The sequence below is a fragment of the Legionella genomosp. 1 genome, from assembly GCF_900640215.1.
Taxonomy (GTDB): Bacteria; Pseudomonadota; Gammaproteobacteria; order Legionellales; family Legionellaceae; genus Legionella_C; species Legionella_C quinlivanii_A.
This window is the reverse complement of sequence record NZ_CAAAJH010000004.1, coordinates 156,823-175,249: the sequence shown is the minus strand read 5'-3', so window position 1 is coordinate 175,249 and position 18,427 is coordinate 156,823. Positions and strand designations below refer to the sequence as shown.

Genomic DNA, 18,427 nt, shown 5'->3' with positions numbered 1-18,427 from the left:
TTTAATAAACTTAGGATTGAAATCGGTTTTTTGCAAATCTCAGGTTTGCCCTTTTCGAAGCCGAGATTTGCTATACTATAGCCATGATCTCTTCCTATCCACATAGTATCGATTGGGCTCATCCCTTAATTAAGGAATGGTTCGTTAATCAGTTTGAGACGCCTACCGCACCGCAGATTGAAGGTTGGCCAGGAATCCTGGCTGGCGAGCATACTTTAATTTCTGCGCCAACCGGTTCGGGCAAAACCTTTGCTGCCTTCATGGTTTGCCTTGATCAACTCATGCGCGCGGCAGTGGAAAACAGATTGGAGAATCAAACCGAAGTGATTTATATCTCACCTCTGAAAGCCCTGGGCAATGATATCCAAAAGAACCTTCTTGGCCCTTTAAAGCAAATTCAGGAGAATGCGAATGCGGCGGGCATAATAATGGATGATATTCGGGTGGCTGTCAGAACTGGCGACACACCGGCAAAGGACAGGCAATCGATGTTGAAAAAGCCGCCTCATATTCTGGTAACAACACCGGAATCATTCTACTTGTTGCTGACTGCAGAAAAGAGTCGAGCTTTGTTAAAAACAGTTCGCACTGTCATCGTCGATGAAATCCATGCTTTGGTTAATAGTAAGCGCGGAACTCATCTGGCCTTGTCTCTCGAGCGTCTGGAAAAACTGACCTATGAATTGCCTGTCCGGATTGGCTTATCTGCGACCCAAAAACCCATCGAAGAAGTGGCTAAATTTTTAAGCGGCAGTTCCCGCGCCGTTCCGAATATCGTTAATATCGGTCATCAGCGCCATCTGGATCTTAAGGTAGAGGTTCCTAAAACCGCGCTGGAGGCTGTGACTTCCAATGATGTCTGGGATGAAATTTATGATCGCGTAGCAGAATTGGCCATGCAGAATCGCTCCACGCTGGTCTTTGTCAATACACGGAAACTATCAGAGCGCATGTCGCATCACCTTGCTAACCGCATAGGCAAGGAATTGGTGGCCGCCCATCACGGCAGTTTATCGCGCAAATTACGATTGGCAGCCGAAAATGGGTTGAAAACCGGCGCCTTAAAGGTGATTGTGGCAACCGCGTCTTTAGAACTTGGCATTGATATTGGTACGGTGGATCTGGTGTGCCAGATTGGATCACCACGGGCCTTGGCTGCTGCATTACAGCGCGTGGGCCGTGCCGGCCATTGGCACGGCGCAATTTCAAGAGGCCATTTTTTTGCCACTACCCGCGATGAGCTGCTGGAGTGTGCCGCTTTGGTATATGGTATCTACAGCGGTGATTTGGATCGGTTGATAATACCCGAGCAGCCGTTGGATATTCTGGCACAGCAGATAGTAGCGGCTTGCGCCACCGATGAGTGGAACGAGGACGAATTATTCAAATTAGTGAAACGCAGTTATCCTTATCGTCATTTGAAAAGAGAGGTTTTTAATACCGTTCTGGAAATGCTTAGTGAAGGCATTGCCGCTTCTCGCGGGCGCTATGGAGCCTATCTCTTTCGTGATCGAATCAATGGCATTGTAAAGGGGAGAAGAGGCAGCCGCATGGCGGCCATTATGAATGGCGGTGCAATTCCGGAAACCAATTTATTTACGGTCATTGCTGCTCCTGAGGAGATTGTAGTCGGTACTCTCGATGAAGAGTTCGCTGTGGAAAGCCATCGCGGCGATGTCATTTTGTTAGGCAATACTTCCTGGAGGGTGTACAAAGTTGAAAATACCAGAGGAAGAGTCATTGTTGAGGACGCTCAGGGTGCAGCACCCACAGTGCCTTTCTGGCTGGGGGAAGCACCAGCCCGCAGTAATGAATTGTCTTTACAGGTTTCCAGCTTAAGAAACAAAATAGATGAATTACTTCCAATACCAACAGCTACTGACTCCGCAACTCAGAAAAAAGCAAGGGAATGGTTAACCGCCCACTGTCATGTCAGTGATTATGCTGCGGGCCAAATGATTGATTATGTCTTTGAAGGACGTGCTTTATTAGGGGCAGTTCCCAGCCAAAAGACGATTATCGCCGAGCGGTTTTTTGATGAGTCAGGTGGAATGCAGCTAATTATTCACGCCCCATTTGGTGCGCGTATCAATAAGGCCTGGGGGCTGGCATTACGCAAACGTTTCTGCCGTTCCTTTAATTTTGAATTACAGGCAGCGGCAACGGACGATGGGTTAGCAATCTCTTTAGCCGAGCAACACAGCTTTCCGCTTGAAGATGTTTTTCAGTTTCTCCATCCGGCAACAATAAAAAAGGTTCTGGTGCAGGCCGTTTTGCAATCACCTGTTTTCACAACCCGCTGGCGTTGGGATGCAATCAGGGCTTTGGCTTTAATGCGATACCGCAATGGCCGCAAAGTGCCGCCTAATATATTACGCATGCGTGCAGATGATCTTCTGGCTGCAGTTTTCCCGCAAGCCGCCGCTTGCCAGGACAATCTGGGTGGAAAGGATGTGGAGTTGCCTGAACATCCTTTGATCGATGAAACCATGAAAGACTGCCTGACCGAAGCGATGGATATTGAGGGCTTGCGTGAACTGCTTAAAGCGATTAAAGCGGGAACGATACACTGTATCGCCGTGGATACGCCAACCCCCTCAGTATTTTCGCATGAGATCCTCAATGCAAACCCTTATGCTTTTCTTGACGATGCGCCCTTGGAAGAGCGGCGAACGCGGGCAGTATCTATGCGGCGGATATTACCCGAATCGCTGCAGGGCAATATGGGACAGCTCGATGCGGAAGTGATTGCCGATGTTCAAAGACAGGCCTGGCCAGATATCAGAAATGCCGATGAACTGCATGATTTTCTGCAAACGATGATTGGTCTTTCCCGTGATAATCTGCGTATCCCTGATAGCTGGTCTATGTTGTTTGAACAATTGCAAAATGCGAGTCGTGCGGGTACTGCCCATGTAGAGGGTCAGGCATTCTGGGTTGCAACCGAGAAAAAGAATGCCTATCAGGTAGTTTATCCATCTGCTGTCTTTACAGAGGATTTTATTGACTGGGATAGTCAAGTCTATGAGGCAGATGACGCCTTACTGATGATGCTGAGAGGGTGGATGCAGCATCTTGGCCCAGTCAATGTAAGCGAACTTGTCGATTTATTAAAGTTATCTGAAAGCCAGATCAATAATGGTCTGTTAAAACTGGAAGCAAGCGGTCAGATTCTACGAGGACATTTTCGACAAAACCAGGGCGTAATGGAGTGGTGTGAACGGCGTCTACTGGCAAGAATTCATCAGCAGACACTGGCGAAATTACGAAAGGAAATTGAACCGGTTAGTGCTCTGCAATTTATTCGCTGGCTGGCTAAATGGCAGCATATCACGGGCAAAAGCCAGCTTAAGGGTGAGCAGGGTGTTTTAGAGGTCATCCGCCAGTTACAGGCCTACGAAATTCCGGCAAATGCCTGGGAAAAGCAGATTTTTGCCAAAAGGGTCAGTGACTACAGCCCAGATTTGCTTGACCGCCTCTGTCTCTCGGGTGTGGTGATGTGGGGCAGACCCAGCCTCCATCCCAGTATTGAATCCTCCCTGAAAGAGAAGGATCTTGAAATTAGCAGTTACAAGTCTATTCAGGCGAACAGTGTCACGCCTATAACCTTTTTAATCCGGGAAGAATCAGGCTGGCTGGCTGGAAAATCCGCCTATACTGCAGAGGAATTAAAAAGTTTAAGCTATAACGCCCAAGTGGTTTATACCTACCTGCAAACGCATGGCGCTTCATTCTTCAGCGATATTGTCAGTGATGTGCAGAAGTTAAAGACAGAAGTTGAAAATGCGCTCTGGGAGTTGGTGGCGGCAGGTTTGATAAGTGCTGACAGCTTCGATAACTTACGTGCCATGATAGACCCGCAGCGGCGGATCGGCCGACGCCCTCGCCGCCATAATTTATTCAGTCAGGGACGCTGGTCCTTATTGCGAGCCGCTAAGCCAGTAGAGCCAGAGCGGCGTATTGAGTCCATCTGTCAAATCCTGCTAAAGCGCTACGGGGTCTGTTTTCGCGAGATTGTTATGCGAGAAAAAATTGCGGCGTCCTGGTCAGAATTGCTAAGCGGTTTTCGTCGACTGGAAGCGCAGGGAGAAATCCGCGGCGGGCGATTTATCAGCGGCTTTACCGGTGAGCAGTTTGCATTGGCTTATGCCGTCGATTCATTACGAGCCGCATCCCAGCAATCTGTGGAACAGGAAATTTCAATTTTTGCGGTAGATCCTTTAAATCTGGTGGGTGTGTTATTGCCCGGCGAAAAAATCCCTTCTCGTTCTGGAAGGCAATTGATTTTAAGAACTTAGCCGCATCCTCCAAGCCCAGTTTTCAAAGATTGACCTTGTAACTTGGCGATTCGCCGCCATTAATCACAAAATCAATATTTTTTTTAATAATCATGGCAAACCCTTAAAAATCTCTCTTCCAAGCTGGGGAGAGGGTGATTAAGAGGTGATTTTAAATCCCTCTCTCTAACTCTCTCACTGCCTTTAACTTAAGCTCAAGTGAATATTAAACAGTCTTCCCCGCGCAGGAGGGGATCCATCTCTGAGCCAGCAACAATGCTAACTGAAGAATGGGCTCCCGCCTCCGCGGGAAGGACAAAATTACTTAATTTAATGGCAGTATCTCTAATTACTAATCTCACCGACTGTTATTTTGCCGCTGGTATAGGAATGAGCGCCTGCTCCACGTAGTTGATGTTTATCGACAATTAAATACTCGTCGCGAATCGGTTTTCCTGCAAACCAGCACTCCAGTATTTCGCGTGTACCTGCGGCATACCGCGCCTGGGCGGATAAGCTCGTTCCGGAGATATGAGGGGTCATGGCATGATGAGGCATGGAGCGCCAGGGGTGATCTTCCGGAGCGGGCTGCGGGAACCATACATCGCCTGCATAACCTGCAACTTTTCCATTCTTGCACGCTCTGGCAATGGCATCGCGATCACAGATTTTGCCTCTTGCAGTATTGACGATATACACGCCATTTTTCATTTTGTCGATCAAGGCGTCATTTACCAAATGTTCTGTTTCAGCATGCAAAGGCACATTAATGGTGAACACATCACAAAGCGGGATCATCGATTCCAGTGTCTCATGGTAAACCAGACCTAATTCTTTTTCGGTAGCTTCTGGCAAACGATGCTGATCAGTGTAATGCAGTTTTACATCAAAAGGTTTCAAACGTTTCATGACCGCAAGACCAATTCGTCCAGCGCCAAGAGAGCCTACCGTCATTCCTTCAAGATCGTAAGAACGGGCAGCGCAGTCGGCAATATTCCAGCCTCCATTAATTACCCATTGATAGGAGGGGATGTAATTTCTAACCAGAGCCAGTATCATCATCACCACGTGCTCAGAGACGCTGATGCTATTGGAGTAGGTAACTTCAGCCACGGTGATGCCTTTGGCTATCGCTGCATTTAAATCAGTATGGTCAGAACCGATACCGGCTGTAATCACCAGTTTCAGATTTTTTGCTTTGGCAATCCGCTCGGCAGTTAAATAGGCAGGCCAGAAGGGCTGGGAAATCACGACATCGGCATCAACCAGCTCTTTTTCAAACTCAGAATCTGGCCCTTCCTTGTCAGAAGTAACCACCAGTTGATGTCCCATTTTTTCCAAAAAAGGGCGCAAACCCAATTCGCCGGAGACTGAGCCTAATAACTCGCCTGGTTTAAAATCAATGTGCTCAGGGTTTGGAACGGTCTGACCACCTGGATAGCTATTAATCGCAGGAATATCTTCCCGAGCGTAGGATTTGGGATAGCCGTTTACCGGATCCTTATAAAGAACACAAAGTACTTTTGCCATTAACTTCTCTCCTTGAAAAAATGAGGTATTACATCAATGTATGATCATCATTCAGACTTTGCATGTCAATTACAAAACGGTAGCGCACATCACTCTTGAGGACGCGCTCATAGGCTTCATTCACATAATCAATTGGAATGAGTTCAATGTCGGAGCTGATATTATGTTTACCACAAAAATCGAGCATTTCCTGAGTTTGTTTAATTCCACCGATTAATGAGCCTGCAATACTTCGCCTTTGCGCAATCAGCGGCATAGCAACCATAGGCACATTTTCGGGTGGAATGCCAAGAATAACCATAGTTCCATTGGTTTTCAGAAGCTGCATATAATCACCCCAGTTAATCGCTGAAGACACCGTGTTGATAATCAGATCAAAATGATTAGCGAGTTTGGAAAAGATTTCGGGATTGCTGGTCGAATAAAAATGGTCGGCTCCCAATCGTTTCCCATCGGATTCTTTTTTCATCGATTGACTAAGGACCGTCACTTCGGCACCCATTGCATGAGCAAGCTTGACTCCCATGTGCCCAAGGCCGCCTAACCCAATGATGGCTACTTTTTTACCTGGGCCCGCATTCCAATGCCTCAGGGGAGAGTAGAGCGTTATTCCCGCACATAAAAGAGGTGCTGCGCTATTCAGAGGAATGTTTTCAGGAATCCGCAGAACATAATTTTCATCGACCACGATGGCATCGGAATATCCGCCATGGGTGGTATGTCCGTTAACTCTTTCTTTACTGTTATAGGTAAAAGTAGTGCCTTCCCGGCAATATTGTTCCTCATGCTCCTGACAATTTTCACAATGCCGGCAGGAATCAACAAAACAGCCCACGCCGACATGATCGCCTTTTTTAAATTGGCTGACTTTGGCGCCCACTTTACGGACAATCCCGGTTATTTCATGTCCAGGAACCATTGGAAACAGTCCTGTTCCCCATTCTTCTCGCACCTGATGAATATCGCTATGGCAGATACCACAATATTTTATATCGATTAATACATCATGATCACCGGGAGCGCGGCGTTCAAAACTGTAGGGAGTAAGTTCTTTTTTAGGTTCCAGGGCAGCATATCCTTTTGCGGGAATCATTTTAGTCCTTTTACTGATTTTTTAGTAATCCACATATTAGGCCGATAAAAACAAAAATGCAAAATAATGGATAATCGTTATTGCTTCAGTGCAGCGAGCGATGCTTTCTTGCATCCTGCGGGGAGCTGGGATTAAATTGCAAGTTATTTGTCCAATAGCGATACCATTTAACGCAAATATTTGATATAATGCGCCCCAGTTTTGGCGTCTATTTTCTGGGGGAATGCTTGTCTGACTCATTGGCCTTGGATTCGGGTGTAGTTGGTGTGCCTCGTGGTGGTATGAAAGCCTGGTTGGTTTGTCTTTCTGCAGGTTTATTTTTCTTCTATGAATTTTTTCAGCTAAACATTTTTGATGTAATCAATCAGCCCTTACGGGATGATTTCAACCTGAATGCGGCCCAGCTAAGCTGGATGTCCAGCATGTATCTGTGGGCGGACATTCTTTTTCTGTTGCCGGCAGGATTGATTCTCGATCGATTTTCACCGCGTCGGGTCATTCTGACTGCCATGTTTATCTGTGTGGCTGGCACTTTGGGTTTTGCAGTCACTCATTCGTTTCTCTTAGCCTCTATATTTCATTTTTTATCCGGGATTGGAAATGCGTTTTGTTTTTTATCCTGTGTAGTGCTGGTTTCACGCTGGTTTCCTCCGCGCCGTCAGGCATTTGTGATTGGTTCTTTAGTGACCATGGCCTTTTTAGGGGGAATGACAGCGCATACGCCTCTGGCTCAGTTAGTTAATAATTTCGGCTGGCGAAACGCCCTGCTGATTGACAGCGGCGTAGGCGGGCTGCTGTTAGCATGGATTGCTATCAATATTCAGGATAGCCCCCATAAAAGCAATGTTTCTCGTTCTGCTTCCCGGCCTGAATTACTGCCTGGCTTTTTCCAGGCTTTAAGCAACTCTCAAACCTGGTTAGCCGGTTTATATACTTCTTTTCTGAATCTGCCGATTATGGTGCTTTGCGCTTTATGGGGCGCGAGTTATCTTCAGAAAGCGCATCAGTTATCCGAAATGGCTGCCAGTAATGTAGTCAGTATGATTTTCATTGGCAGTATTATTGGCTGCCCGCTAGTGGGCTGGCTTTCCGATTACCAGGGACGCCGAAAGCTATTAATGATCGCAGGCGCTATAGGCAGTTTAATCGTGGTAATGCCGCTCTTTTTCAATATGGAATTATCGCAGTTCCAGCTAAGCGCTCTCTTTTTTATGCTGGGTTTGTTTACCAGCACACAGGTAATTAGCTATCCATTAATAGCGGAAAGCAATACGTCTGAAAATACGGGTGCTGCAACGGGCATTGCCTCTGTGCTCATTATGGGAGGCGGTGGTATTGGACAGGTTTTATTTGGCTTCCTGATTCAACACCATGCGGGCAGTGGTACACAAAATTACTCAACGGCGGATTTTCAGTTTGCAATGTGGATGTTTCCCTTAGCTATCATCCTGGCATTTATTGCCTCTATGCTCATACGCGAAACTTACTGCAACCGTATTAATTAAGGAGTGAACATGCATATGGTGGAAGAATACCGAGAAACTGGAAAACTTCGTGAGTCATTGCTCCCCTGGCTGGTTTGTGTGAGCGCTTCTCTATTTTTCTTTTATGAATTTATTCAGGGCAATATGTTTGCCTCCATTGCTGACAACATCATGCAGGATTTTCATATTCAGGCTGATAAAATGGCTTTTTTGTCCAGCATTTACTATGTTTCCAATGTAATTTTCCTGTTCGTAGCGGGTCTGGTTTTAGATACCTACTCCACTAAAAAAACAGTATTGCTGGCCATGTTTTTGTGTGTTTTAAGCACATTTATTCTGGCAAATGCTCAATCGTTTTATCTGGCATTACTTTGCCGCTTTATTACTGGTATTGGCAGCGCTTTTTGCTTTCTTGGCCCAATTCGCCTGGCCTCACGCTGGTTTCCTCCTCGCAAGATGGCAATGGTTACCGGTATTATCGTGACCATAGCCATGACTGGCGGCATGTTAGCCCAATATCCTTTAACCAAGCTGGTATCACAGGTTGGCTGGCGGGATGCGCTGATTCAGGTAGGATGGCTGGGAATGGCTATATTATGCCTAATGTTCTTTGGCATTATCGAGAAAAAACAAGTCAAACCATCCTCTTCCTCTCAATCACTGAATGTACTTTCAGTTGCTAAACAAACCTATCTGAATCCTCAAACCTTAAGGGCCGCGTTATATACCAGTCTGATGAATATGGCAATTGCAGTATTTGGTGCCATGATGGGTTCTTTGTATCTGGTACAGCGCCTGGGAGTCAGTAAAGATGATGCGTCAATGGTGAATACCTTGCTATTCCTTGGTGCAATCATTGGTGGCCCATTCATTGGCTGGATCTCCGACAAGCTGGGTCTGAGGATATTACCTATGAAAGTCAGCGTCATTGCATCGCTGGCTACATTACTGGTCGTGCTTTATGCCCCGGTTTCTCTGCCAGTAATGAAGATTTTATTTTTTCTGCTGGGATTTTTTACGGCAGGTCAGGTCATTAGTTATGCGCTGGTTGCAGAAAGTAGTCCCATATCGATTACAGCGACTGCTGTCAGCGTAATCTCGATTTTAACCCAGGGCGGCTACATTATTTATCAGAATCTCTTTAGTGTGCTATTAATGAGTCATGGGGAAATGCAAATGCACGGCGGTACACCGGTTTATTCGTTAGGCGATTACCAGTTTGCTGCCATTATTTTGCCTATAGGCTTGTTAGTCGCACTGTTTTCTCTATGGGGATTAAGAGAAACTCATGGCCGGCATGTGGAGGCGTAATATGTTGGGTCGCGTTTGTATATTATTGATGGATTCTTTCGGTCTTGGCGCGAGTCAGGATGCAATCCGCTATGGTGATCAGGGCGCTGATACCTTTGGCCATATTCACGCTGCCTGTGCCGAGGGGCAAGCCGACCGCGAAAATGTTCGTCAGGGTCCATTGATGCTTCCTAATCTGGCACGCCTGGGCCTCTATCATGCTGCTTTGGCAAGTACCGGTATTCCCCGCATCGATTTGAGCACTCTGGATGAGCCTCAAGGCTATTATGGTTATGCGGTGGAACAGAGTCTGGGTAAAGATACGCCCAGCGGACATTGGGAACTGGCAGGGGTTCCTGTTTTATTTGAATGGGGCTATTTTCCAGATACCCCAAACTGTTTTCCCGAAAAATTGATCGCTGATTTTATCAGAGAAACCAAAATCGCCGGAGTATTGGGTCTTAAACATGCGAGTGGCACCCATATTATTGATGAATTGGGTGAAGCGCATATTCTTAGTAATCAGCCAATTGTTTATACCTCCGCTGACAGTGTGTTCCAGATTGCGGCCCATGAAGATTATTTTGGTTTAGACAGGCTGTACGAAATTTGCGAAGTGGCAAGGCGCCTGGTGGATGAGTACCAGATTGGCCGAGTGATTGCACGCCCCTTTATCGGCAAGCCGGGAGCGTTCACTCGAACGGGAAATCGTAAAGATTACGCCACTTTGCCGCCGGCACCCACCTTACTGGATAAGCTCAAAGCAAATGATCGGGAAGTGATTGCAATCGGAAAAGTAGCTGATATTTATGCCCATCAGGGTTTAACTCAAACCATTAAAGCTGACGGCAACATGGCTCTGTTCGATGCAACTCTGAAGGCTATGAATACAGCACCATCCGGTAGCCTGGTCTTTACAAATTTTGTTGATTTTGATTCTTCTTTTGGACATCGCCGTGATGTTATTGGTTATGCACGGGCTCTCGAAGCATTTGATGCCCGCCTGCCTGAACTTCTGTCGATATTGCAACCAGACGATTTGGTCGTAATAGCGGCAGATCATGGTTGTGATCCCACCCAGCCGGGTTCTGATCATACCCGCGAACATATTCCGGTTCTCGCTTTTGGCAAGAATACTCCCAGCTGCTTTATTGGCAGAAGAGACAGCTTTGCTGATATTGGACAAAGTATTGCCGAATATCTCGCTATTGAGCCACTGGAAAACGGCGTCTCTTTTCTTAAGACAGCAGCCCCTGACAATGTATCCTGAGCGCTTTAATCAATATTGTAATGGACTTGTTAATCGACTGACCTCTCTTCGCAAATCAATCCTCTATATTCTTTGGTCGGCAAACAGGCCCTTAAAGGCTTATGAGATTCTTGAATTGCTGCTGGAAACGAAAATTAATGCACAGCCGCCTACTGTTTACAGGGTCCTGGATTATTTCGTTTTCGCAGGATTAGTGCACAAAGTAGAGTCGATACAGTGTTATACCCTTTGCCAGCAGCCAGAGCAGCATTTGCCATCCGAACTCTTAATGGTCTGTAACCACTGCCATCAGGTGCAGGAAGTGTATGATAACCAGCTCAGGCAATTATTCAAACAGATCACTGAAAATTCTCATTTCAACCTGGGGCAAGCAGCTATTGAATTGAAAGGCCTTTGCCAGCTCTGCGAAGAACAGGGCTGCCTGACTTGCCAGCCTGATTGAGCAGCACCGCCTGAGGCTCATAAAAAATATTTCAATATCTATTGAAAATGACTAATCTATCCCCATTTGACAGCTTTGACTTTAAAAAAGAGGAATCAGCCTTGGAGCAATATCGCGGTACTACGATTCTTTCGGTACGACGAGGGAATAAAGTAATTATTGGGGGCGACGGTCAAGTGACACTGGGTAACACGGTGATGAAGGGAAATGCCCGTAAAGTACGCCGTATTTATAAAGACAAGGTGATCGCGGGCTTCGCTGGCGGTACCGCAGATGCCTTCACTTTATTTGAACGATTTGAGCGAAAACTTGAGATGCACCAAGGCCATTTGGTTCGCGCAGCAGTTGAACTGGCAAAAGACTGGCGAACCGATAAAATGCTGCGCCGCCTGGAGGCTCTGCTGGCTGTTGCCGATCATAAGGCTTCTCTGATTATTACCGGAAATGGTGATGTGATTGAACCGGAAGCGCATGGACTGATTGCAATTGGTTCCGGAGGTCCATTCGCTCAGTCTGCCGCACGCGCTTTGCTGGAAAACACCGAATTATCAGCCCGGGAAATCGTGGAAAAAAGTCTGCAAATTGCAGGTGAGATTTGTATCTACACCAACCATAATTTAACCATTGAAGAATTGGATAGTGAGCATGAGTAATACTATGATGACTCCACGTGAGATCGTACAGGAGTTAGATCGATATATTATTGGTCAGGATGAAGCCAAAAGAGCAGTAGCAATTGCCTTACGGAATCGCTGGCGGCGCATGCAGATTCAGGATGACTCATTGCGCAATGAAATTATGCCTAAAAATATTCTGATGATTGGTCCAACTGGCGTTGGTAAAACTGAGATTGCACGACGGCTGGCCAAACTGGCGCAAGCACCCTTTATCAAAGTAGAAGCTACCAAGTTTACTGAAGTAGGCTATGTTGGGCGTGATGTCGATTCAATTATCAGAGATTTGGCTGATATCGCTATTAAGCAGGAACGCGAAAACGCGATGCGAAAAGTAGAGCATCTGGCAGAGGATGCGGCTGAAGAGCGTGTACTGGATGCCTTGCTTCCTGCCGCTCGTGGTGCCACGTTCGCCAGCGAAAAAGAGAACTCAACCCGGCAGGTTTTTCGTAAACAGCTGAGGGAAGGAAAGCTTAATGATAATGAAATTGAAATAGAAATTGCTTCTTCACCCGTAGGCATTGAGATTATGGCCCCTCCGGGTATGGAAGAAATGACCAGCCAGCTGCAATCGATGTTTCAGCAAGTGGGAGGCAACGGCCGGACTAAAACCCGTAAAATGATCATTTCCAAAGCCATGAAAATTTTGCGTGAAGAAGAGGCGGCAAAGTTAATCAATGAAGATGATATAAAGCAACGGGCTATTGAAAAGGTCGAACAGCACGGCATTGTGTTTATTGATGAGCTGGATAAAGTGGCCCAGCGCGCAGACACTGGAATGAGCAGTTCTGTTTCCAGAGAAGGAGTTCAGCGGGATCTCCTGCCTTTGGTGGAGGGTTCTACTGTGTCAACCAAATATGGAATGATTAAGTCGGATCACATTTTATTTATTGCTTCCGGTGCATTCCATGTCGCGAAGCCTTCGGATTTGATTGCTGAACTTCAGGGACGTCTACCCATTCGTGTGGAGCTGTCGGCATTAAGCGTGGAAGATTTTGTCCGTATTCTTACTGAGCCAAGCGCATCATTAACCGAGCAGTATTCAGCATTAATGGCTACTGAAGGATTAACGCTGACCTTCGACGAAAGCGGCATTCGTCGTATTGCTGAAGTGGCCTGGAAAGTGAATGAACGTACTGAAAACATTGGCGCCCGCCGTCTCTATACGGTTATGGAACGTCTTTTAGAGGTTATTTCATTTGAGGCAACGGATAAATCAGGGGAATCGGTTCACATTGATGCAGCCTATGTTGAAAAGCACTTGGGTAAACTGGTTGATGATGAGGATTTGGCTCGATATATTTTATAAGTTTGTTGCAATGTCTATTGATTAAATAGACAGCGCAATTTAATGCTATAGAATTATGACACTAGCTATTCCTCGGACTATAATCCTATAAAGGATTGAAGATCAAACATAGGTGTTAATGAGAGTGTTTACCAGAAAATCCTCTCTCTCAAGCTGGGAGAGGGCTAGGGTAACTGCCATTAAGTTAAGGAATTTTGTCATTCACGCGAAGGCGGGAATCCCATTTCTCAATCGGCATTATAGCTGGTTCAGAGATGGATCCCCGCCTTCGCGGGGAAGACAGTTTAATATACAACTGAGCTTAACTTTATACTTGAGGAGAGAGGATCTCGAAGGCAAAATGTCTTAGGTTGACGCTTATGTATTGCATTACATTTAAAGAATTGTTGTATTTGTTCCGCGGTATGGCTTATAAGGATCTGAAAGAATGCCAATTCCTTTCATATTGTTGGTAGAGGATAATTTAATTGCTTTGACCACAATTCAAAGTTTAGCCAAGCAAAGCCAGTGCCGCTGGCTATCTGCCGATAATGCTGAACTGGCGTTTAGTTTGGCTATACAAAATCAATTTGATCTGATCATCACTGATTTGGGATTACCTGATTTTTCCGGCCTGGAGCTGGCAACCAGGATCAGAGACTGGGAAGTTTTAAATAATAAAAAACCTGTTCCTATAATTGGACTCACTGTTCATGCCATGAATGAAGAAGCGCTCTCGGCTGGAATGAATGATTTATTTATGAAACCGCTGACGAAGGCTGATTTTCAAAAATTACTGGCTGATTATGTGAGCAAATAACCACTTGTTATATTGTATTTTAATTCATCTCCAGGCGTCTGTGCTTCTATACTAAAATCATACACACGATTTGTGAGATGTATTATGGCAAGACCTCCTCATTCCAAATGGCTTAAAATAAAAGAACAGACCGAAGCAGAAAATAACCATTCTCCGGTTGATACCGACGCTGAAATAAAAAGCAGATTCCTTGATACGCAAGCGGGCAGCCCTGTTGATACGGCAGAAGAGCTTGATGCCCAGGAAAATAATTTAGGGCCTGAGGATAGCCGGATTGAAACAGCTGAAGAATCATCTTTTACCATTAAGCCTTGAAGACTAATCGATAGTTTTACCCTGCTCAAAAATTGAATTTATGATATCCTGTCCTGATTAAAAAAGAGGAAGATTAAATGGTTTTTATATTTACTGTTACAACAAAAGATTACGCTCGTGATGAATTCATTCATTCCTTTGAAATGATGAAATCAGTTCCCGGATTCCAAAGTATTGAACTGTATCAGGACTGTTCTAACATCAATAAATTTACCTGTGTCGAATATTGGGATAGTCATGAAAGCCATGCGCAACATGTGAAAGAAATTCCTGATGAAATCAGAGATCAATGGCTTAACCTTCTGGAAGAACTTCCACAAGGCCAGTTCTGTAAAAAAATTACAGAAATAACCATTTAGCAGCATGCTGTATCCAGAGACTTTTGAAATCGATTACACTCGATCCCGGGCCCCCGTGAGCCCGGACTCTCTGGCGCAATGAGCGCAACAGTAAAACTCGCCGTTCGCTTCTATTCCGTGCCCTATTATTTTACAGGAACAATGCTTGCATTCAGGGGCTAATTCCTGAATAGCGCATTCAAAGCAGTCAAAAGTATAGTGATTGCCATTTTGCTGGATAACCAAAGGATTCTGATAAGCATTTCCACATACTTGACAGGTAGACATAACGATCTCCTTATCGGTGTCTCATTCTTTAACTATAGTCTTATTTGAGACCAATCAGAATCGGATGATCTCAGTTTGCTATAATTTAATAAGGATTGTATTCATTAGGGAGATTATCATGCCACGTGGAGATAAATCAAAATATACGGCCAAACAAAAACGCAAAGCCGAACATATTGAAGACAGTTATGAGAAAAAAGGCGTCCCTCATAAAGAGGCCGAAGAACGAGCCTGGCGCACTGTCAATAAACAGGATGGCGGTGGAGAGAAGAAGTAGGCGATGGACCTTGGCCCAAAGTACGGCTTTACGATGCCACGTACCGTGACTTCCCCAGCCATGTCGTCTTTGCGAACATAGTGAAGCAATCCAGATCGAAACTTGCTCGGGGGGAGACCCAATTGCTTCACTACGTTCGCAAAGACGGTTTTTTGTGCCCCTATATTCAATTTATCAATGCGCAGTTATTCGTCGATTTTTTTGGAAAAGGCCATCGCTATCTCTTTACTTTCAGCATTCGTATACAAATCTCGCAAGGATAGAGACAGTGTCGATTTTAACTCGCTGTCCGCTTCGCTAAACACCTTTGCCCAAGGCTGCCAGTCATCATGCTTCAACTCATTCTGTACCGGCAGCTGAAAGGGTAATTGTTGAGTTAACCAATAAAGCGAAACATCACTTAAATCACGGCTTAAATGATAGGTCTCATCGTTGTCAGGGTGAATCAGCTTTAAATTTTCCAGAATTTCAATCATTTTACCAATATCTACCGCATAAGGTCTTACACTGGCTTCTGTTAATTCTGCCAATGTTAATCCTTTACCTCGCTTTTGTGCTTCCCATAAAAGCTTAAGCCACAGTAAGGCATGAAGAAAACCTGGTAAAGCCGTGCCGGTTCGTCTTTGATGATGTACAGCCAATGCATAGGAAATTTCCGCACCCAATAAGGTAATAATCCATACCCAGTATATCCAGACAAAAAAGATGGGAACGGTGGCAAAAGCGCCATAAAGCAACTGATAGGTATTGTAGCGCCCCAGATAATAGGCAAAAGCCTGCTTTGCTGATTCAAATAAAATGGTTGCGAATAATGCGCCCCAAAACCCGTGGCGAAATTGCACAGGCCGATTAGGTACGACCACATACAAAAAAGTAAAACCGGTTAATGATAGAAAAAAAGGTAAATAATTGAATAAAAAAGAAGGAGTAAATGGCGTCTTCATAAGGGGGAGAGAAAAAAGATAGGAGCTCGCAGCCAGACTTAAGCCTAAAAAGACTGGTGCAAGCGACAAGATAGCCCAGTAAAGTAAAAACGCCGAAACACCGTGGCGAGAGCAATTCACTCGCCAGATTTTATTCATCGCCTTTTCAATAGTCACCATAACTAATAGCGCAGTTACTATAAGAAAAATGACTCCCCATACCGGTAACTTTGAGACTTGCGCGGTAAATTGCTGAATATAGGTCTGTATAACCGCACCGGTAGCGGGGACGAAATTATCGAAAATGAAATTCTGCAGGGGCTGGATAAGGCCCTGAAATACCGGAAATGATGACAAGATGGATAAACCAACGGTCATTAATGGAACGATCGCTAAAAGACTGGTAAATGCTAATGCAGACGCTCGATAGGTGCAGTCATCTTCAAAAAAATGATCCACCACAAAATAGACAAAACGTTTGCTGGTTTCATAGCGGTTTTTCAGCCAGATTTTCAAGTCCATTCGTTCGCACTGTCCTTTAGAGTTTTTATACCTATTGTATCATCGATACCGTTGAGAGTGTTCATCAAACTGTGTCATGGCATGTCACAGATTTGGGAGATCTCTCACTACGTTCGAGATGACGGCGTGCCTCATGCTGTCTGACTGATCTGTTTCAGCTGCTTCCTGAAGGATAATCTAAACATTAGTATTAATCCCAATAGATATACAATGCCCGCCACGAAACAAAAAAAGCCAAAATGAAGATTATTATGCTCTACATAGACATGATTAGCTATCTCCACGCCAATCGCCTGAGCACACATACTGATTAAACTGATCATTGCATATGCTGTTCCTTTTGCAACCGGCGTGCAGAATAACACATAGCGGTTTAATGGTGCCTGCAGTACGCCCAATGCAAATCCATAAATCACAAGGCCTGGCATTAACCAGATGTAACTGGAGGAGAATAGTATTGGAAGTAAATAACAAAGTAATAAACCCAAACTGAAAATCAGGGAACCATTAATAATAATTTGTCTGATCGATAGATGATGGGTGAGCCTGCGCAGATAAAAGTTACCGGCGATTCCGGCACTAAAGATAGGTAATTGCCAGAGTGCATACTGAACAACGCTTAGTTTCGCATCCGTAACTAAAATGATCGGCGAGATGGCAATCCAGGCAATACAGGGAATTGCCAGAATCCCCGAGGCAATCGCACCGATCATGAATTCACTGTTGGTTAGTAACCTGAAATAGTTTCCTGCGATTACACGAGGCGCCAACGAAATTTTCGGTATCAGCTCACCGTCTTTTTTCCGAGCCCCCACTGATTCCGGCATAAAATAGTTCAGACCAAGCAGGGCAATAAAAGTAAAAAATGCGATCAGCAGAAAAATGCCTCGCCAGTGAAATAACAGGATGAAGGCGGCACCAGCCAGCGGCCCAATAAGAGGAGCCAGAGAGGCAACATTGGATAGAACAGCGATTAAACGAATAGCGTCCATTTCGGCAAAAATTTCCTGCAGAGTGGCATAGCCCACCACCGCAATAAAACATAAGCCCATCCCCTGAAAATAGCGGGCGATCAAAAACTGGGTCATTGAGTGTGAGCCGGCAATGAGTAATGTAAAAATTCCAAACAAAGCGACTCCAACGAGCATGACCGGGCGTCTGCCGAAGGCATCCGAAAGTGGGCCTAGAAAAAGCTGCAGACTGGCTCCACCCAGGATATACACGGTTAAAGACGTAGCGATGGCTGCTTCTGAACCATTAAATGATGAAACCACCTGGATCATTCCTGGCATGATCATATCATTGGCAATGTAGGTCAGGAATTGGTACAGAACGAGGAAACCTGCAAAATATAAAGCCTGTTTCCGGGAAATATTAATTAAAGGCTGTGACATGGCAATCAACATAAACAAAGAGAGCATTCACAGATGGTGTTACCAATAGCCGCCAATCATCCAGGCCCGACTGCTGATTTTCACAAATTGGGCAAAGTGCTTTGTAGAGCGAATGAATAGTCTCAAAAAAAAGTTCACTTATTATACATTGCTTTTTAATAGATGGCTATCCGTCAAACTTCTTGCTAATATAGAGGCTCAT

Annotated in this window: 16 protein-coding genes; 11 read left to right on the top strand and 5 right to left on the bottom strand. The window is 45.2% G+C overall.

From position 1 onward, the window contains the following. Positions 1 to 83: 83 nt before the first annotated feature. Positions 84 to 4,298, top strand: coding sequence for a DEAD/DEAH box helicase (locus tag E1O89_RS05970; protein WP_133139360.1), 4,215 nt, complete (start codon positions 84 to 86; stop codon positions 4,296 to 4,298). 324 nt (positions 4,299 to 4,622) lie between these two features. On the opposite strand, the gene E1O89_RS05965 is transcribed toward E1O89_RS05970, so the two are convergent. Beyond that, positions 4,623 to 5,807 (bottom strand): NAD-dependent formate dehydrogenase, encoded by a 1,185-nt coding sequence (locus tag E1O89_RS05965; protein WP_133139359.1) that lies wholly within the window; start codon positions 5,805 to 5,807, stop codon positions 4,623 to 4,625. 28 nt (positions 5,808 to 5,835) lie between these two features. Continuing rightward, a complete protein-coding gene (locus E1O89_RS05960) occupies positions 5,836 to 6,900 on the bottom strand; it encodes an NAD(P)-dependent alcohol dehydrogenase (protein ID WP_133139358.1) in 1,065 nt (354 codons plus the stop codon). A 227-nt stretch (positions 6,901 to 7,127) separates the two neighbouring features. Between E1O89_RS05960 and E1O89_RS05955 the strand changes: the two genes are divergently transcribed. From E1O89_RS05955 to E1O89_RS05915, 9 genes are all read left to right on the top strand, one after another. Beyond that, positions 7,128 to 8,405 carry an MFS transporter gene (locus tag E1O89_RS05955; RefSeq protein ID WP_165483075.1) on the top strand — a complete coding sequence of 426 codons (1,278 nt, stop codon included), beginning with the start codon at positions 7,128 to 7,130 and terminating at the stop codon, positions 8,403 to 8,405. Positions 8,406 to 8,414: 9 nt separating this feature from the next. Then, on the top strand, positions 8,415 to 9,695 hold the full coding sequence (locus E1O89_RS05950) for an MFS transporter (RefSeq protein ID WP_133139356.1): 1,281 nt from the start codon (positions 8,415 to 8,417) through the stop codon (positions 9,693 to 9,695). A gap of 1 nt (position 9,696) precedes the next feature. Next, positions 9,697 to 10,944, top strand: coding sequence for a phosphopentomutase (locus E1O89_RS05945; RefSeq protein WP_133139355.1), 1,248 nt, complete (start codon positions 9,697 to 9,699; stop codon positions 10,942 to 10,944). Continuing rightward, positions 10,934 to 11,386, top strand: a complete 453-nt coding sequence (locus E1O89_RS05940; protein WP_133139354.1) for a Fur family transcriptional regulator — start codon at positions 10,934 to 10,936, stop codon at positions 11,384 to 11,386. Before E1O89_RS05945 ends, E1O89_RS05940 begins: the two co-directional genes overlap by 11 nt. A 101-nt stretch (positions 11,387 to 11,487) precedes the next feature. Then, complete coding sequence (gene hslV / locus E1O89_RS05935) at positions 11,488 to 12,039, top strand: ATP-dependent protease subunit HslV (protein WP_112220188.1); 552 nt, start codon at positions 11,488 to 11,490, stop codon at positions 12,037 to 12,039. Positions 12,040 to 12,043: 4 nt separating this feature from the next. After that, the gene (hslU, locus tag E1O89_RS05930; protein ID WP_262337422.1) at positions 12,044 to 13,369 is read left to right on the top strand and encodes an ATP-dependent protease ATPase subunit HslU; all 1,326 of its coding nucleotides are present in this window, start codon (positions 12,044 to 12,046) and stop codon (positions 13,367 to 13,369) included. A gap of 427 nt (positions 13,370 to 13,796) precedes the next feature. Next, the gene (locus tag E1O89_RS05925; protein WP_133139353.1) at positions 13,797 to 14,168 is read left to right on the top strand and encodes a response regulator; all 372 of its coding nucleotides are present in this window, start codon (positions 13,797 to 13,799) and stop codon (positions 14,166 to 14,168) included. 84 nt (positions 14,169 to 14,252) lie between these two features. Beyond that, positions 14,253 to 14,483, top strand: a complete 231-nt coding sequence (locus tag E1O89_RS05920; RefSeq protein WP_262337421.1) for a hypothetical protein — start codon at positions 14,253 to 14,255, stop codon at positions 14,481 to 14,483. A 77-nt stretch (positions 14,484 to 14,560) separates the two neighbouring features. Next, positions 14,561 to 14,842 (top strand): antibiotic biosynthesis monooxygenase family protein, encoded by a 282-nt coding sequence (locus E1O89_RS05915; protein WP_133139352.1) that lies wholly within the window; start codon positions 14,561 to 14,563, stop codon positions 14,840 to 14,842. Positions 14,843 to 14,875: 33 nt separating this feature from the next. On the opposite strand, the gene E1O89_RS05910 is transcribed toward E1O89_RS05915, so the two are convergent. Beyond that, positions 14,876 to 15,109 carry a hypothetical protein gene (locus E1O89_RS05910; protein ID WP_133139351.1) on the bottom strand — a complete coding sequence of 78 codons (234 nt, stop codon included), beginning with the start codon at positions 15,107 to 15,109 and terminating at the stop codon, positions 14,876 to 14,878. Between the two features lie 118 nt (positions 15,110 to 15,227). Here E1O89_RS05910 and E1O89_RS15400 point away from each other — a divergent pair, with 118 nt between their 5' ends. Next, positions 15,228 to 15,386 carry a hypothetical protein gene (locus E1O89_RS15400; protein WP_165483074.1) on the top strand — a complete coding sequence of 53 codons (159 nt, stop codon included), beginning with the start codon at positions 15,228 to 15,230 and terminating at the stop codon, positions 15,384 to 15,386. Between the two features lie 185 nt (positions 15,387 to 15,571). Here E1O89_RS15400 and E1O89_RS05905 read toward each other — a convergent pair whose 3' ends face one another. After that, positions 15,572 to 16,831: a YihY family inner membrane protein gene (locus E1O89_RS05905; RefSeq protein WP_133139350.1), complete on the bottom strand. Its 1,260-nt coding sequence runs from the start codon at positions 16,829 to 16,831 to the stop codon at positions 15,572 to 15,574. A 131-nt stretch (positions 16,832 to 16,962) separates the two neighbouring features. Next, positions 16,963 to 18,225 carry an MFS transporter gene (locus E1O89_RS05900; RefSeq protein ID WP_133139349.1) on the bottom strand — a complete coding sequence of 421 codons (1,263 nt, stop codon included), beginning with the start codon at positions 18,223 to 18,225 and terminating at the stop codon, positions 16,963 to 16,965. Between the last annotated feature and the right edge of the window lie 202 nt (positions 18,226 to 18,427).

What these genes read in the sequence shown, in the direction of transcription:
- hslU (WP_262337422.1), top strand. Translation starts at nt 12,044, where the DNA reads ATGATGACTCCACGTGAGATCGTACAGGAGTTAGATCGATATATTATT.
- E1O89_RS05925 (WP_133139353.1), top strand. Translation starts at nt 13,797, where the DNA reads ATGCCAATTCCTTTCATATTGTTGGTAGAGGATAATTTAATTGCTTTG.
- E1O89_RS05920 (WP_262337421.1), top strand. Translation starts at nt 14,253, where the DNA reads ATGGCAAGACCTCCTCATTCCAAATGGCTTAAAATAAAAGAACAGACC.
- E1O89_RS05970 (WP_133139360.1), top strand. Translation starts at nt 84, where the DNA reads ATGATCTCTTCCTATCCACATAGTATCGATTGGGCTCATCCCTTAATT.
- E1O89_RS05945 (WP_133139355.1), top strand. Translation starts at nt 9,697, where the DNA reads ATGTTGGGTCGCGTTTGTATATTATTGATGGATTCTTTCGGTCTTGGC.
- E1O89_RS05965 (WP_133139359.1), bottom strand. Translation starts at nt 5,807, where the DNA reads ATGGCAAAAGTACTTTGTGTTCTTTATAAGGATCCGGTAAACGGCTAT.
- E1O89_RS15400 (WP_165483074.1), top strand. Translation starts at nt 15,228, where the DNA reads ATGCCACGTGGAGATAAATCAAAATATACGGCCAAACAAAAACGCAAA.
- E1O89_RS05960 (WP_133139358.1), bottom strand. Translation starts at nt 6,900, where the DNA reads ATGATTCCCGCAAAAGGATATGCTGCCCTGGAACCTAAAAAAGAACTT.
- E1O89_RS05905 (WP_133139350.1), bottom strand. Translation starts at nt 16,831, where the DNA reads ATGGACTTGAAAATCTGGCTGAAAAACCGCTATGAAACCAGCAAACGT.
- E1O89_RS05900 (WP_133139349.1), bottom strand. Translation starts at nt 18,225, where the DNA reads ATGTCACAGCCTTTAATTAATATTTCCCGGAAACAGGCTTTATATTTT.
- E1O89_RS05950 (WP_133139356.1), top strand. Translation starts at nt 8,415, where the DNA reads ATGCATATGGTGGAAGAATACCGAGAAACTGGAAAACTTCGTGAGTCA.
- E1O89_RS05915 (WP_133139352.1), top strand. Translation starts at nt 14,561, where the DNA reads ATGGTTTTTATATTTACTGTTACAACAAAAGATTACGCTCGTGATGAA.
- E1O89_RS05940 (WP_133139354.1), top strand. Translation starts at nt 10,934, where the DNA reads ATGTATCCTGAGCGCTTTAATCAATATTGTAATGGACTTGTTAATCGA.
- E1O89_RS05910 (WP_133139351.1), bottom strand. Translation starts at nt 15,109, where the DNA reads ATGTCTACCTGTCAAGTATGTGGAAATGCTTATCAGAATCCTTTGGTT.